General features: G+C 62.7%; 13 protein-coding genes and 1 pseudogene. 5 read left to right on the top strand and 9 right to left on the bottom strand.

The features are described 5' to 3' along the window. The first annotated feature begins 27 nt into the window (after positions 1-27). Genes V5B40_RS00950 through V5B40_RS00940 form a run of 3 tightly spaced genes read left to right on the top strand, consistent with a single transcriptional unit; the run spans position 28 to position 1,222 of the window. Positions 28-300: a hypothetical protein gene (locus tag V5B40_RS00950; protein WP_332352700.1), complete on the top strand. Its 273-nt coding sequence runs from the start codon at positions 28-30 to the stop codon at positions 298-300. Positions 301-347: 47 nt separating this feature from the next. Continuing rightward, the gene (locus V5B40_RS00945) at positions 348-932 is read left to right on the top strand and encodes a cation:proton antiporter (RefSeq protein WP_434735818.1); all 585 of its coding nucleotides are present in this window, start codon (positions 348-350) and stop codon (positions 930-932) included. Further along, positions 929-1,222: a hypothetical protein gene (locus tag V5B40_RS00940; protein WP_332352698.1), complete on the top strand. Its 294-nt coding sequence runs from the start codon at positions 929-931 to the stop codon at positions 1,220-1,222. Before V5B40_RS00945 ends, V5B40_RS00940 begins: the two co-directional genes overlap by 4 nt. A 185-nt stretch (positions 1,223-1,407) precedes the next feature. Here V5B40_RS00940 and V5B40_RS00935 read toward each other — a convergent pair whose 3' ends face one another. The 4 genes from V5B40_RS00935 to V5B40_RS00920 form a co-directional block, all read right to left on the bottom strand. Next, the gene (locus V5B40_RS00935) at positions 1,408-4,566 is read right to left on the bottom strand and encodes an efflux RND transporter permease subunit (RefSeq protein ID WP_332352696.1); all 3,159 of its coding nucleotides are present in this window, start codon (positions 4,564-4,566) and stop codon (positions 1,408-1,410) included. A 1-nt stretch (position 4,567) separates the two neighbouring features. Beyond that, entirely contained in the window at positions 4,568-6,130 is a 1,563-nt protein-coding gene (locus V5B40_RS00930) for an efflux RND transporter periplasmic adaptor subunit (protein WP_434735803.1), read from the bottom strand. Then, positions 6,127-7,431, bottom strand: coding sequence for a TolC family protein (locus tag V5B40_RS00925; protein WP_332352694.1), 1,305 nt, complete (start codon positions 7,429-7,431; stop codon positions 6,127-6,129). The genes V5B40_RS00930 and V5B40_RS00925 overlap by 4 nt, the downstream gene beginning before the upstream one ends. A gap of 102 nt (positions 7,432-7,533) precedes the next feature. Further along, a complete protein-coding gene (locus tag V5B40_RS00920) occupies positions 7,534-7,875 on the bottom strand; it encodes a copper-binding protein (protein ID WP_332352693.1) in 342 nt (113 codons plus the stop codon). A 394-nt stretch (positions 7,876-8,269) separates the two neighbouring features. Between V5B40_RS00920 and V5B40_RS00915 the strand changes: the two genes are divergently transcribed. Together V5B40_RS00915 and V5B40_RS00910 are read left to right on the top strand one after the other, a co-directional pair. Then, the gene (locus V5B40_RS00915) at positions 8,270-9,172 is read left to right on the top strand and encodes a DUF4338 domain-containing protein (RefSeq protein ID WP_332352692.1); all 903 of its coding nucleotides are present in this window, start codon (positions 8,270-8,272) and stop codon (positions 9,170-9,172) included. Further along, entirely contained in the window at positions 9,169-10,689 is a 1,521-nt protein-coding gene (locus V5B40_RS00910) for a transposase family protein (protein ID WP_332352691.1), read from the top strand. The genes V5B40_RS00915 and V5B40_RS00910 overlap by 4 nt, the downstream gene beginning before the upstream one ends. 549 nt (positions 10,690-11,238) lie before the next feature. On the opposite strand, the gene V5B40_RS00905 is transcribed toward V5B40_RS00910, so the two are convergent. The 5 genes and pseudogenes from V5B40_RS00905 to V5B40_RS00885 all read right to left on the bottom strand — a co-directional run bounded on the left by V5B40_RS00905 (position 11,239) and on the right by V5B40_RS00885 (position 14,311). Beyond that, positions 11,239-11,523, bottom strand: coding sequence for a CopK family periplasmic copper-binding protein (locus V5B40_RS00905; protein WP_332352690.1), 285 nt, complete (start codon positions 11,521-11,523; stop codon positions 11,239-11,241). 124 nt (positions 11,524-11,647) lie between these two features. After that, a complete protein-coding gene (locus V5B40_RS00900; protein WP_332352689.1) occupies positions 11,648-12,040 on the bottom strand; it encodes a CzcE family metal-binding protein in 393 nt (130 codons plus the stop codon). A gap of 313 nt (positions 12,041-12,353) precedes the next feature. Then, a pseudogene (locus V5B40_RS00895) lies at positions 12,354-13,465 on the bottom strand (nickel/cobalt efflux protein RcnA). Positions 13,466-13,475: 10 nt separating this feature from the next. After that, entirely contained in the window at positions 13,476-13,745 is a 270-nt protein-coding gene (locus V5B40_RS00890) for a metal-sensing transcriptional repressor (RefSeq protein ID WP_332353223.1), read from the bottom strand. Positions 13,746-14,083: 338 nt separating this feature from the next. Continuing rightward, positions 14,084-14,311 (bottom strand): YHS domain-containing protein, encoded by a 228-nt coding sequence (locus V5B40_RS00885; protein ID WP_332352688.1) that lies wholly within the window; start codon positions 14,309-14,311, stop codon positions 14,084-14,086. Between the last annotated feature and the right edge of the window lie 75 nt (positions 14,312-14,386).

The raw sequence follows: 14,386 nt of genomic DNA, 5'->3' as shown, positions 1-14,386 counted from the left end.
TATCACCCGCCGCGACCAGGGCGCGAGATGACCCGGCGTGATTTCTGGGTGCTCGCTGGCGCATACAGCTGGCGCGTGCTGGCCGGGGTGGCAGGCGGCGCGGTATTGCCGGTCGTAAACACTTCGATCGGAAACGTGCCGGACCGTCCTGTCCGCGCGCGGCTCGTTGCCAGCGCATCGATGGCGACGCTGCTCGGCCTGCTTGCAGGCCCTGCCGTAAGCGCCCTCGGCTATGCCGTAATGCAGCGTATGGGGGACGTCAGCGAGATGACATCGACCATACTCGTTCTGCCGACGTGATCGATCATTACGACCGAAGGAGCGCGTCGCCCGGACTACTCGTGACCATGGTGGTCTGCCTGATCATGCTCTTCAGCTACTTGGCGCATCTGGCCGGGGCGCCACTGATCCTAGGTGGATTCGCCGTTGGCATCGCCATGGGGCAGCGCTTTCGACTGCACGTGGCGCAGCATCTGCGCGTTCCGTTTGCTGCCGCCATCAATCGCGCCATGGACGCCGCCCCGCACCTCTCAGAACATTTGGAGGACCAGATCCGCCCCCTGATTCGCGTGTTCACGCCGGTCTTTTTCGTCATGGTGGGTGTGTCATTGGACTTGCGCACAGTCGACTGGGGTTCTGCGTTCGTGTGGAAACTGGCGTCGGCTTTACTGGTGATCGCGATCGTCGGGAAGTGCCTTGCCGGCTATTGCATCCCTGAGAACCGAATGCGCCAAGCGGTAATCGGACTCGCCATGGTGCCGCGCGGCGAGGTCGGGCTCATCTTTACGCAGGTGGGCCTAGCCAACCGCCTCCTGAACACCGAAGCGTACGCGGCCCTGCTAATCGTGATCGCGCTTACCACCGCGCTCCCGCCTTTCGCGCTGAAGGCGATTTACGCGCGATGGCACCTTAACGCGGCGCCAGGAGAGTGATTGAGCTCGACTGGATGCAGAAAGTCGAGTTGCGCCGGCGAGTACAGATCGGGCTGAACAAGGGACAAGCGAAGAACGCCTTGGCGCATATCAACCTGACCGTGGCGGCGCCTGCCTGTAGATCGACCAAGGCCATCGCGCAGCGTTCGCAACATGGTGTGTGGAATAGCTCGATCTTCATGACGTGCGCTGTATGTCGTCATCGACCCGTTCCAAGGCGACCAGGATCGGGCGGTCATTTCCAGGCTCCTTTCACGTTGATGACGTTGGGCACGCTGCAAGTGCAGTGAGCGCGTCACGATCTCAGGATAGACCTTGAGGCCAACTTCAATGTCAACGGGACTTTTCGGTACTTGGCAGCGATTAGCGGCCGATTGATTAGTCCTTAAATCGGTTCGCTGATATTGCGCCCGAACCCCGTTAACGCTCGTGTTGCGCGCCGCGCTGCGCCTGTCAGTGCGCACTACCTCGCTGATCAAGCTTCGTTCAGCGGCAGTACTGGCGGCTTGGCCAGAGGCCGGCGCAACTGCCACTGCTTGACCAGCGCATACGGCGCCGGGATGACGCACAGCGTCAGGACCGTCGACGAAACCATGCCGCCGACCATCGGTGCGGCGATGCGGCTCATCACTTCCGAGCCGGTGCCGGTCGACCACATGATCGGCAGCAGGCCGGCCATGATCGCCACCACGGTCATCATCTTCGGCCGCACGCGTTCGACGGCGCCTTCCATGATCGCGTGGTAGAGGTCGGCGGCGCTCGGATCAACCCCTTCGGCACGGCGTTTGGCGGTGATTTCCTGCCACGACTGGTCGAGGTAGATGAGCATCACCACGCCGGTTTCGGCGGCCACGCCAGCCAGTGCGATGAAGCCGACCGCCACTGCCACGCTCATGTTGTAGCCCAGCCACCACATCAGCCAGATACCACCGACCAGCGCGAACGGCACTGACAGCATGACGATCAGCGTCTCGGTCAGGCGCCGGAAGTTGAGGTACAGCAGCACGAAGATGATCGCCAGGGTCAACGGTACGACGAGGGCGAGCTTGGACTTGGCGCGCTCCATGTACTCAAACTGCCCCGACCAGGTGGCGTAATAGCCGGGCGGGAAAGTGACCTTGTCGGCGACGGCCTTCTGGGCGTCCTTGACGTAGGAACCGACGTCGCGATCGCGGATGTCGACGAAGACATAGGCGGCGAGCAGGGCATTCTCGGTCTTGATGCCCGGCGGGCCGTTGCGCAGTTCGATGCTCGCCAGTTGGCCGAGCGGGATCATTCCCCCCTGGCTCGGCACGAAGACCTCGTTGGCGATGCGCTGCGGATCGTCGCGTAGCGCGCGCGGATAGCGCACGGTGATGTTGTAGCGCTCGAGGCCCTCGACGGCGGTGGTCACGGTCGCGCCGCCGAGCGCGCTGGCGATCACCTGCTGGAAGTCGCCAACGGTGATCCCGTAGCGCGCCAGTTGCTCGCGCTTCGGCGTGATGTCCAGGTAATAACCGCCGGTGACCCGTTCTGCGTAGGCGCTCGAAGTGCCGGGAACATCCTTCACCGCCTGCTCGATCTCGCGCGCGACCTTTTCGATCACCGCCAGCTCCTTGCCGAAGACTTTCACCCCGACCGGCGTGCGGATGCCGGTGGACAGCATGTCGATGCGCGCCTTGATCGGCATCGTCCAGGAATTGGCCAGGCCCGGAAACTTGAGCGCAGCATCCATCTCGGCAATCAGCTTGTCGACGGTCATGCCCGCGCGCCACTCCTTCTCGGGCTTGAGGTTGATCACCGTCTCGAACATCTCGATCGGCGCCGGATCGGTGGCGCTGGCGGCGCGACCGGCCTTGCCGTAAACGGACTCGACCTCGGGGAAGGTCTTGATCACCCGGTTGGTCGTCTGCAGCAGGCGTGCGGCTTCGGTCACCGACATCCCCGGCAGCGACGCCGGCATGTAGAACAGCGAGCCTTCGTTGAGCGTCGGCATGAACTCCGAACCGATGCGACTGGCCGGAAAGACGGTGACGGCCATCACCACGCCCGCGAGCAGCAGGGTGACGATCTTGTGGCGCATCACCGCCTGAATGATCGGTCGGTAGACCCAGATCAGGAAGCGGTTCACCGGATTCTTCTGCTCGGGCATGATCCGCCCGCGAATGAAGAACATCATCAGCACCGGCACCAGCGTCACCGACAGGACCGCTGCGCCGGCCATGGCGAAGGTCTTGGTGAAGGCCAAGGGGCTGAACAACCGCCCTTCCTGACCCTCGAGGGTGAACACCGGCAGGAAGGAGACGGTGATGATCAGCAGCGAATAGAAGAGCGCCGGCCCGACCTCCTTGCAGGCGCGGATCATGGTCGCCGCGCGATCGTGTCTGGTCGCGTTCGCCGGCAGGTGTTCGAGTCGCTTGTGGGCGTTCTCGATCATCACGATCGCCGCATCGACCATCGCCCCGATGGCGATCGCGATACCGCCCAGACTCATGATGTTCGAACCCATGCCCATCGTACGCATGGCGATGAAGGCAATCAGGATGCCGATCGGCAGAGTCAGAATGGCCACCAGCGCGCTGCGCACGTGCATCAGGAAGATCACGCAAACGGCGCCGACAATCAGGCTTTCTTCGAGCAGCGTCCATTTCAGATTGTCGATGGCGCGTTCGATCAGCTTCGAACGGTCATAGACGGGAACGACCTCGGTTCCCTCCGGCAGGCCCGGCAGCAACTCCTCGATCTTGGCCTTGACGTTGGCGATCACGTCGAGCGCGTTCTGGCCGAAACGGGCCATGACGATCCCGGAGACTACCTCGCCCTCGCCGTTGAGTTCGGTGATCCCGCGGCGGCCGGCGGGAACGATCTCGACGCGGGCGACGTCGCGCACCAGCACTGGCGTGCCGCCATCGCTCTTCAGTACCAGGGTCTCGATGTCGCCGACGCCCTTGAGGTAGCCGAGCCCGCGCACCATGTATTCCTTCTCGGCCAGCTCGACGACGCGACCGCCGACGTCGCGGTTCGATTCGCGAATCACCTGCGACAGACGTGCCAGCGAAACGCCATAGCTGGCCAGCCGGTGCGGGTCGACGATGACCTGATATTCCTTGACGAAGCCACCGACGCTGGCCACTTCGGCGACGCCACCGGCCTTGGTCAGCTGGTAGCGGACGTACCAGTCCTGCACGCTGCGCAAGTCGGCCAGCGATTGATCCTTGCCGGTCAGCGCATACTGGAAGACCCAGCCGACGCCGGTGGCGTCGGGCCCGATCTGTGGCGAAACGCCTTGCGGCAGGTTGCCCTGTACGGAACTCAGATATTCCAGTACCCGCGAGCGCGCCCAGTAGATGTCGGTGCCGTCTTCGAAGATCACATAGACGTAGGAGGCGCCGAACATCGAGAAGCCGCGCACCACTTTGGCTTTCGGCACCGCCAGCATGGCCGTGGTCAGCGGATAGGTCACCTGATCCTCGACGACCTTCGGCGCCTGCCCGGCGTAGGGGGTGAACACGATCACCTGCACGTCGGAAAGATCCGGCAAGGCGTCGAGCGGCGTTTTCTTGACCGCATAGATGCCGCCGGCGACCACCGCCAGGGTGGCCAGCAACACCAGGAAGACGTTGCGCGCCGACCATTCAATCAGCCGATCGAGCATCTCAGTGGCCCTCGTGCTTGGCGGTGGCCTTCTCGATGCGGGTGATCACGAACTCGCCGTCGCCCCGGTCCTCGAACTCGAAGTGCATCGGCGCGCCGGGTGGCACCCCTTTGGCGACCTCGGGACTCGCCAGCCCGAACTCCATGGTCATCGCCGGCCACTGCAGTGCTGGAATCGGCTCGTGCGTAACCGACGCGGTGTTCGACGCGATGTCCAGTGAATCAATCGAGCCCTGCGCCTGGTACAGTTTCGCCACCGCTTTGGCCGATTCTGCCGACTGTGGTGCGGTGAAGGTCGACAAGGCCGCCTTGAGGTTGCTTTCCGCGTCGATCAGGAAGTTGGCGGCGGTGACCACTTCGTCGCCGGCCTGAATGCCTTCGAGGATTTCGACCGCGTCGCGCCCGCGCAGGCCGAGCTTGACCGGCTGCGGTTTGTACTTGCCCTCGCCCAGCACGAGCAGGACCACCTGGCGGTCGCCGGTATCGATTACTGCCGATGGCGGCACGGTCAGGCGTGCTGCGCTCCCGGCAGTGGCGATCTCGACATGCGCGAACATGCCTGGACGTAGCATCCCGTCGTGGTTTTTGAGTTCAAGCCTGACCGGCGTGGTGCGTGTCGCGGCGTTGAGGGTCGGATAGAGGTAAGTGACCTTTGCTTCGAAGAGATGTCCCGGAAAGGCATCGATGATCACCTGCGCGGCTTCGCCGAGCTTGACCCGGGCCAGATCCTGTTCGTAGACATCGGCGATCACCCACACGGTGGACAGGTCGGCGATGCGGTAAATGACCGTTCCGGCCATGAAACGCATCCCTTCGATGGCCTTTTTTTCGAGCACTACGCCGGTGGCCGGCGAGGAAAAGGTGACGAGTGCGTTCTGCGAGCCGGCCGCTCCGGCCACCTTCCAGTTGCGCAGCCGTTCGCGAGCGGCTGCCGCCAGACGACGGGCGCCTTCGCGGGCCGCCGGATCGGCATTCCCGGCGCCCTGCTCGAGCGTCTCGGCAATACGCAATTCCTTCTGGGCGGAGACCAGTTCAGGGCTATAGACGGAGAACAGCGCCTGCCCCTTGCTGACCGGATCACCGGTGGCGCTCACCTGCAGCCGCTCGATCCAGCCTTCGAAGCGTGGCGCGACGTCGTGAATCCGGCGCTCGTCGACCTCCACCCGGCCAACCGCGCGCAACGCCGCATCCAGCGTGCGTTCTTCGGCACGCGCGGTCTTGACGCCGAGTGTCTGAATACGCGCCGGGCTGACCTTGACGACGCCGCTGCCGTCGGGTTCGTCGTCCGCGTAAACCGCGATGTAATCCATGCCCATGGAATCCTTCTTCGGTTCCGGCGAGGTATCGGGCAGCCCCATCGGGTTGCGGTAGTAGAGAATTTTGCGTTCGTTCTTGCCGGCGGGCGCGGGAGATGCGGACGTTTCGCCGCCAGCAGCGTCGGCTATGGCCATGCCCGTAGCGGTGGCCGGCTGCTGCTGCCGGCCGAACCAGTAGCCGGCGCCAAGGGCGGCGGCGATGGTGGCGATTACGGCGACTGCCAGGGCAAATTTGAGACTGCGGTTCACAGCGCTTCTCCGGTCAGCCATTCGAGTTCGGCGAGGCGAACGGCGGTTTCCACGTCGGCGTCGAGCAAGGCCAGGCGGGCGCGCAGGATCTGCCGCTCGGCGTCGATCAAGGTGTTGAAGTTGACGCGGCCACTTTCGTAGCCGGATTGGGCCGCTTCGAAAGTGGCGCTGGCCTGCGGCAACAAGGTGTGCTTCAGCAGACGGGCCTTGTCGCGGCTGGCCTCGAAAGCGGCGAGCGTTTCGCCAAGCCGGCCGGCGAGGCGGGTTTCAGCGGCCAGCACGCGGCTCTGCGCCGCGTCCAGTTGGCGTTCTGCCTCGCGCTCCTGGGCGCGGCGGGACGACTGCTGCAGCGGAATGGTCACTCCGACCATCACTTCCCAGTTGTCCGAGGCGTTGTATGGACGGTTGTTGGTCAGGCCCACGGCGAAGTCCGGATAGCGGTTCAACCAGGTCAGTTCGCGACTCTTCTGCGCGGCGACGACGCCGAAGCGTTCGCGCGAGACCTCCGGCGAACGTGTGCGGATCTGTTCGAGCAGACTCTGGTAGGAAACTCGGGCGGGGGCTGGCGGCAGTTGAGCGGGCTCGGCCAGCGGGGCATCGCCGTCTCGCGCCAGCAGGGCATTGAGCTTGGCGGCAGTGTCGCGTTTGCGACGCTCGGCTTCGACGAGGTCGATCTTGACGCTGGTCAGTTCACTCTGGGCGCGCAGGGCGTCCTGCTGCGGCACCAGACCGACGCCGTAGCGGGTCAACACCAGCTGCTCGATGGCGTCAAGCAGTGACAGGGTCTCACGGAGGATGCGGATCTGGCCCGCGGCCTGGAACTGCCTGGCGTAGGCGGTCTTGATGCGGTTCTCGACCTCGAGCGCGGTGCCGTCTTGCAGGGTTTCGACCTGCTCGGCGAGCGCCTCGGCGACTTCACCGCGCAGCTCGCGCTTGCCCCAGAACGGCAGCGGCTGGACGACCCGGTAGCGGGTATTGCCCACCTGGCCCGGCAGCAACGACGGCGCGCGGTCGGAATTCACGGTGTTGGTGAAGTCCATCAGTTCGAGCTCAAAGCGCGGATCGGGCAGCGCTGCGGCCGGCTCGACCCGTTCCCGTGCCGCTTCGGCCTCAAATTTACGCACGCCAAGCTCGGGGTTATGCTCGCGGGCATAGCTCAGCAGACCGCTGAGCGAAGCGCCCAGCGGCGGGGCGAGTGGGCCCTGCGCGTAAGCCGGCGCGTTGGCTAGCACGAGCGCGAGCAGCACGCAGCCGCCCGCAGCAAGGCGTGCCGTGAGCGCGCTTGGCGTGGAAAGCATCATCTGTCGGGAATCCGTTCCAGGTAAAAGTCGCGTACGCGACTCACGAATCTCCCTTCTCCCGCTGCCGGAGAAGGGCCGGGGGAAGAGGGGGAAAAAAGAAAACTACTTCGCAGGCTCGAGTGCGGTGACCGTCAAGGCGTCGCCGACGTTCTCCGCAATGAAGCTCACCTTCTCGCCTGCCTTGACCTGATCGAGCATCGCCGGGTCACTGACACGGAAGGCCATGGTCATCGGCGGCATCCCGAGATTGGCCAGCGGGCCATGCTTGATGGTGATCTTGCCAGCAGCCTTGTCTATTTTCTTGACGGTGCCTTCAGATGCTGCCGCCTTGACGCTGGCGGCGCCGCTGCCCACCGGATGATGAGAATCGTGCTCGGCGGCGGCAAACACCGGGTTGGCAAGGGCCAGGGCAAGCAGGGAAATGAAGGAAAGCAGAGATTTCATGGCGGATCCTGTGGGTAGATGATCGGGGGTCGAAAGGTTCTGAGTTTCAGTCTTGCGCAAACATGTCACAGCAACTGCATTCACGGTGGCCAAGACCGCAAATGATACCTATTGGATCCGCTCAACAAGCTGACCTATAGATTACATTCGTGTAATGCTGCTCCACCATTGAGCCCAGTCATGCACGTCAGCGGGCCGGCTTCCTGCGGATCTTCGCGCTGAGCCTCCGTTCCCGGTCCCAGCGCTGAAGCATGACGACGCCGGCCCAGTAGTGGCAAGGCGTTGCGGTGGGCAGGCAAAAAAAACCTTCGCACAAGAGGGCTAGACAGCCGGGCGGACTTCTGGCAGGATAGGTGGAGCGTAATCAATCTGCGCTTCAGTCGGAGGTTTTGCGATGCTTGCAACGAGTGCGGGGGAATGGGTGCACTGTGGTCGCGTGTTCAGCGCGACGGAGATTGCCGAGCTCTGCGCGACGGTCGCGTGGCTGCCGGGATTGGCACGCAAGGAGTTGGCGGCGACGGTCTGCGAGCACCTGGGCTGGACCACCCTGACGGGGACGGCGAAGATCAGCGCCTGCCTGGACTTCCTGGAGCGTTTGCAGGCGGCCGGATTGCTGGTACTGCCTGCGTTGAGGCCCTCGCCGCCGCGCCGTTGCGCGCCGCCCTCGGCATCCGTCGCCCCCGTTGCCGAGCCGGCGGTGCACTGCGCCCTGTCGGCGCTCGCGCCGGTGTCCCTGGAAGTGGTTCGCGACGCGACCCGGGTGGCGCAGTGGGATGCGCTGGTGGCGCGTTGGCACCCGCTGGGTTTCCAGGGGGCCTTCGGCTACCGGCTGCGCTACTTTATCACGGCGGGCGACCGGCGGCTGGGCTGCGTCCTGCTGTCCGGTGCTGCCCGCGCGGTGGCCGTGCGCGATCAGTGGATCGGCTGGACGGCCCAGGCCCGCCGCGAGAACCTGGCGCGGGTGGTGAACAACAGCCGCTTCCTGATCTTTCCGCACGTCCGGGTGCCGCATCTGGCCAGTCATGTGCTCGGGCAACTCGCGCGCCGCACACGCGCGGACTGGCTCGAACACTGGGGCTTCGAGCCCCTGCTGCTGGAGACCTTCGTCGATCCGCGTCACTATGCCGGCACCTGCTACCGTGCCGCCGGTTGGCAGTTGCTTGGGGCAAGCAGCGGGCGCGGGCTGGCCCGCCCTGGCCAGTCCTATCACAGCACGCCCCGCCAGGTGTGGGTCAAAGCGCTGACCTCGGATGCTTGCGCCTCGTTGTGTGCCGCGCCGGGGAGCCCGCGGTCATGAGCAAACCTTGCCGTCGCCCGACACGCGTGGCCATCAAGAAGCTGCGCTCAGAGAAGAAACGGCAGGAGAAGGTACTGAACGCGAAGCTGCGCGCAACGGGACAAGTCCCCCACTCAGCCGCTCCATTGCCCAACAGAAGCTCGGCCTTCGCGACCGTCGACGAGGAACAAAAGGCCCGCGAGGACGCCGTGAGCAAACAGATGCGCCTCCTGCGCAAAGAGCTGCCCGCCTTGCTCGCTCAACTGGAACAAATTCCCGACCCGAGAGATCCCAAAAAGCGCCGGCACAAGCTGACCGTGCTTCTGCTCTACGGCTTGCTGATGTTCGTCTTTCAGTTCTCCTCCCGGCGCGAGACCAACCGCGAAATATCCCGTCCCCAGTTCATGGCCAACCTCCACCTGCTGTTCCCGGAGATCGATACCCTGCCACACGCCGACACCCTGTTTCGGCTGTTGCGCGACATTGACCTTGAACAGCTCGAACAGGCCCACGTCGATCTGGTGAGGCGGCTGATTCGCGGCAAGAACTTTCGCCGCTATCTGATCGACCACTGCTATCCGATCGCCATCGACGGCTCACAGAAGCTCGCTGGCGACACCCTCTGGACGGAGGAACTCCTGCAACGTACCGTCGGCAAGGACGAAACCCGTCACACCCAGTACTTCGTCTACGTCCTCGAGGCCAGCTTTGCCTTCCACAACGGCCTGGTCATCCCACTGCTCAGCGAGTTCCTCGAACACGCGCTGGGCGAACCCGAAGCGCAAAAGCAGGACTGCGAGCTGCGCGGCTTTGTGCGCTTGAGCGACCGGCTCAAGACGCTGTTCCCCCGCCTGCCGATCCTGCTCCTGCTCGACGGCCTCTACGCCAACGGGCCGGTGATGCGGCGCTGCTTGCGCGCCCACTGGCAGTTCATGATCGTGCTCAAGGACAAGGATTTGTCCACGGTCTGGCAGGAGTTCCGCGCGCTCCACGCCCTGAAGCCACAAGTTGTGCAGCGCGGTTGGGGAAGACGCCGACAACACTTCAGCTGGGTCAACGACATCGACTACGCCTTCGCTGCCAACGGGCGTCAGCGTCTCAAGCTGAATCTGGTGGTCTGTGAGGAAAGCTGGGAGAAGATCGATGAACAGGCCAGGACCGTCACCGAAACATCGCGCCACGCCTGGCTCTCCAGCCAACCGCTCAGCCAAGACAATGTCCATGAGCGCTGCAACCTCGGGGCCCGCCACCGCTGGGGCATCGAAGCGGGCTTCCTCGTCGAAAAACATCAGGGCTACCACTACGAGCATGCCTTTGCCCTCGACTGGAATGCCATGAAAGGCTATCACCTCCTCATGCGCCTGGCGCATGTGTTCAATACCCTGGCACGCTTCACCCGACAGCTACGCGATCTCTATCAGCAACTCGGCGTGCGCGGTGCCATCGCCTTCATTCGAAGCTCCTGCGCCGCCCCCTGGCTCGACCCAGCACGAATCCGCGCGCTCCTCGCCGCTCCATTCCTGCTTCAACTTGAGTGACCTCACACAGGCGTACCCGAAACATCCTCTCGAGCGCGGCGTACGCCGCGTTCGGAAAGGCTCGCCTGGCGATCGTACCGCCGTCCAAAAAATTCTTTCGGCATCCTCCTGGCTGACTCCACCACCCGTCCTTTGCCGCTAGCCAACCGCAATTTGACCGCCTCGACCGCAAAAGCGGGCGTTACCGGCAAATGAGCCTGATTCGGCTGGGTCATGCGTCAGGGCTGTCCCGGTCCGCCTTCGCTTGTGCTGGTACGCCGCTTAGTGCCTCTACCGGCTTTGTCCAAGCGGAAGACGCCGCGGTATCTGGCCTTCGCCAGATATCCGCAGCGCCTTTATACAGTCACTGGCTTGTGTGCTCTCCGCGCTGCGCCGCCACGACCGAAGTGCTCGTGCGAACAGGCGCGGAACGAGTGGCCTAAGCTCTCTGATCAAGAAGCCTGCAGATCATGTCGATCCCATTCGCTACGACCAGCGTTCGTTTGGGCTGATGTCACGTGTCGATCCCGTCAGAATGGGCGACAAGGCTTCGAAAGGTTCAGCTGTCGCTCAAGGGCCTTTATGGTCCTTGAGAAGTGGGCTGAGGCGACTGACCTCGTCGCCATGCATGATGACCTTCTGGCCGTCCGTGGTTTCCATCACCTTGCCCTCGTCCATGCGCGTGGCGCGACCGTATTTGTCTTCCATGGCCATCTTTCCGCCCTTGAAGATGAAGACCGTCGATCCGTCCTTCATCGAGATCACTTTTTCAGCTTGCGCACGCGCAGCATCGTCGGCGTTGGCGGCTACAGTAACGCCAGTCAGTGCGACGGCCATCAGCAGATTCTTCAACATCTTCTTTCTCCTGGAATTGATGCAATAAGCATTGCATGGATCTTTCGTGAGCTACTTCGAGTAGTGCGCCCGGGCAATGAAATGCGCCTCATCCCCGGTGGGCTTGTTTGCTCCTGGACCTTTGTCAGCCGCCCAGACGATCCGGACTCTCGCTCACATACACCGTCACACCATCGGCGCCGGCAACGATGTTTGAAAGCGGAAACGGCGTGGTCCCGAGCGTATCGAACGTCCAGGTGACGCTCTTGCCGCCGACGTTGAGGCGCACGGTTTCGAAGCGCTCAACATTCAAGACCTTGGTAGCACCATCGATTTGCAGTTCCCGTGAAGCGAGTGCGGAAGAGCTGTAACCAAAGGGGGCGAGCTGCTTGGCGGTCGGCTGGCCACCGGATTCCGAGACGTGCGAAAGCCAGTGATCGATCTGCGTTTCCGAGTAATCCTGGTGGGCAAACGCAGTCGTTGTACCGACGGCGCTCGCGGCCACTATCAGCGCCAGTTTCGCGAACTTGTTCCTCATGCTGTTCTCCTTTTGACATCGGGTTGATTACGCCGGACAGTCCTCATCCGACGCTGATGCCATCTTAGAATGTGCATGCCAACAGACTACTGACCGGGCAGTTACATTTTGGTCAGAGTTCTGTCACCGAACCTGGGGTGTGCGACGGAGAGCAAGTGCTGGAGAACATGAAAAAGATGCAGAAGCAGATCGGCAAGATCCGCCAGAGGCTCAGCCTCCCTGGGCGCGGAAGAAGCTGAAGGAGGAACGCTGGGCCGCCCTGAAGCACACCATGCAGATGATGCATGGCATGTGGGGGCGGGCAACCTACTCGTCAGGCCAGTGCTTTCAGGCCTTGGTAGCCAACGTAAAGACCAACGAGAAGGATGAGCGCAGCAGAGAAATAGGTGCTCTCCGCGCAAACTTGCCGAAACCGCTCCATCGCCTGGAAACGTGTTTCACGCTCAAGGCTGCCAAGGTGCCGGAAAGCACCATCGTCAAGGCCAAGCCGATACTGAAGCTCAGCACCAGGGTCGCACCGAGGGTGATCTCCTTCAAGTGCAAGCACAGCAACAGCACGGTAATCGAGGCGGGACAGGGAATCAGCCCGCCAGTCAGCCCGAACATGACGATCTGCCCAGTCGTCACTTCCCGATTGGTGAAACGGTGGCGGATATCGTTGGCATGCGCCAGTTCGTGCGGATCTTGGTATCCCGGAGCTGACACGTCCAGCCCCTCGTAGTCCTTGATGGCGTGGTGCTGGTGGTCGTGCTCGACGAACTCGACGTCATAGTCGTGGCTGTGGTGCTCGTGACCCAGGCGCAGACGAGCCACGAATTCGTGCGGCTCGGGAACTTCCTGCTCCGACTCCACAAAGCCGTCGCGCTGCACGAACCGGAAGGATTGGCAGCTACCGTCTGGCCGTTCGGTCTCGATCCTCACCTGATCGGCTGTCCAGGTGTGGCCGTGCCCGCTTTTCGCGAACAAACGGAAGCGCGGCGGCACGCCGTCCTCGAACACATCCAGGCGTACCACGCCGTGGCCGGTATCGATGAGTTTGCTGTCGTCATGATGATGATCGTGCTCCTGCTCGGCAAGCTGCTGTTGTCGCCAGTTCCGCCAGATCATCCAGAGAGCAACGCCGATGATCACCAAGGCGGACGCCACCTGCAGATAGGGCTCACTGGTTTCCGCGTCCCATTTCTGGCCGAAGTACATGCCGCCAAGCGCGATCACCCACACCACAGCTGTGTGTGAAATCGTCGCCGATACCCCGAGCAGAACGGCTTGCCCCACCGTGCCACGAATCGCCACAATGAAAGCGGCCATCATGGTCTTGGAGTGGCCTGGTTCGAGGCCGTGCAGGCCGCCGAGCAAGATCGCACTCGGGATAAACAGCCAGGCGTTTCCCGCGCCCTGCGCCAGCAGGGTGGAAAAACTGGTCATCGTGTTTCCTTCAGAGATATTTGGTGATGGCTTTGAACTCGCGGATAGTCTCTTCCGCGCTTTGCGGCGCGTCGCGTACTGCTTGTTTAAGGCAGTGGTCGATGTGGTCGTGCACCAGCGTCTTCTTGGCATTGCCGACTGCGCTTTCGACGGCCTGCAGTTGCTGGGCGATCGCCAGACAGTCACGGCTGTCCTCAAGCATGGCGATGGTGCTCCTGAGGTGGCCTTCAGCCCGTTTCAGGCGCTTGATGATCTCTGGATGGGAAGTGTGCGTGCTCATACCTCTCATCCTATCCTGGAGGATAGGATTGGTCAAGCTGTTAAAGTCGCCCGGACCAAGGCCGAGTGCCGATATCGCGTCCTGTCGGTAGCGATCCACCCTGAATCCAAAAACCCGATAGAGCTGAACGGACAAGTCGTATCGCTTCGCGCGTCGACGATAAAGCTCCCGGGTTTCATCTTTGTTGAGCATCATCGCGGATTCCAGCCAACAACCCGCGCCCGCCACGGCCGAGAAAGTGCAAGCGGCGGGCACTCGGAAAGCAAGTGACGCCCGCTGGGCGTCGGCCTTGGCGCCTTAACAACCAGCTTGCACCGACACCGCGCTGCCATCGACGCTCACTGCAGATAGCGCTCCGGATCGCGTTCGAATTCCGCCTGGCAGATTGGGCAACAAAGCGGGTATTCGTTGCCTTTGTACTCGATGGTGATGTGTGCCTTGTTGCAGTTGATGCGCTTGCCACAGACTGGATCGCGATCTTCGCGCTTTCTTTGTATTGCCTTGCCGAACGGTCGCGACATTGCGCTGAGCAGAACGCGTAGTCTCTCCCCGGATAGCAAAAGCACTAACTATCCGGCTCGACCATCATGTCGCACACCAGGTCTTCCACTTTGCTTTCTATTGGCATCGCTTTCTCCCTC

The sequence above is a fragment of the Candidatus Accumulibacter meliphilus genome, assembly GCF_036625345.1.
Lineage (GTDB): Bacteria > Pseudomonadota > Gammaproteobacteria > Burkholderiales > Rhodocyclaceae > Accumulibacter > Accumulibacter meliphilus.
The sequence above is the reverse complement of the archived record's forward strand: the minus strand, read 5'-3'. Positions and strand labels throughout refer to the sequence as shown.

Bases quoted from the DNA above. Each gene is read 5' to 3' on its own strand.
- V5B40_RS00950 (WP_332352700.1), top strand. From the start codon at position 28: ATGACCCGGCGTGATTTCTGGGTGCTCGCTGGCGCATACAGCTGGCGC.
- V5B40_RS00945 (WP_434735818.1), top strand. From the start codon at position 348: ATGGTGGTCTGCCTGATCATGCTCTTCAGCTACTTGGCGCATCTGGCC.
- V5B40_RS00935 (WP_332352696.1), bottom strand. From the start codon at position 4,566: ATGCTCGATCGGCTGATTGAATGGTCGGCGCGCAACGTCTTCCTGGTG.
- V5B40_RS00925 (WP_332352694.1), bottom strand. From the start codon at position 7,431: ATGATGCTTTCCACGCCAAGCGCGCTCACGGCACGCCTTGCTGCGGGC.
- V5B40_RS00920 (WP_332352693.1), bottom strand. From the start codon at position 7,875: ATGAAATCTCTGCTTTCCTTCATTTCCCTGCTTGCCCTGGCCCTTGCC.
- V5B40_RS00915 (WP_332352692.1), top strand. From the start codon at position 8,270: ATGCTTGCAACGAGTGCGGGGGAATGGGTGCACTGTGGTCGCGTGTTC.
- V5B40_RS00910 (WP_332352691.1), top strand. From the start codon at position 9,169: ATGAGCAAACCTTGCCGTCGCCCGACACGCGTGGCCATCAAGAAGCTG.
- V5B40_RS00905 (WP_332352690.1), bottom strand. From the start codon at position 11,523: ATGTTGAAGAATCTGCTGATGGCCGTCGCACTGACTGGCGTTACTGTA.
- V5B40_RS00900 (WP_332352689.1), bottom strand. From the start codon at position 12,040: ATGAGGAACAAGTTCGCGAAACTGGCGCTGATAGTGGCCGCGAGCGCC.
- V5B40_RS00890 (WP_332353223.1), bottom strand. From the start codon at position 13,745: ATGAGCACGCACACTTCCCATCCAGAGATCATCAAGCGCCTGAAACGG.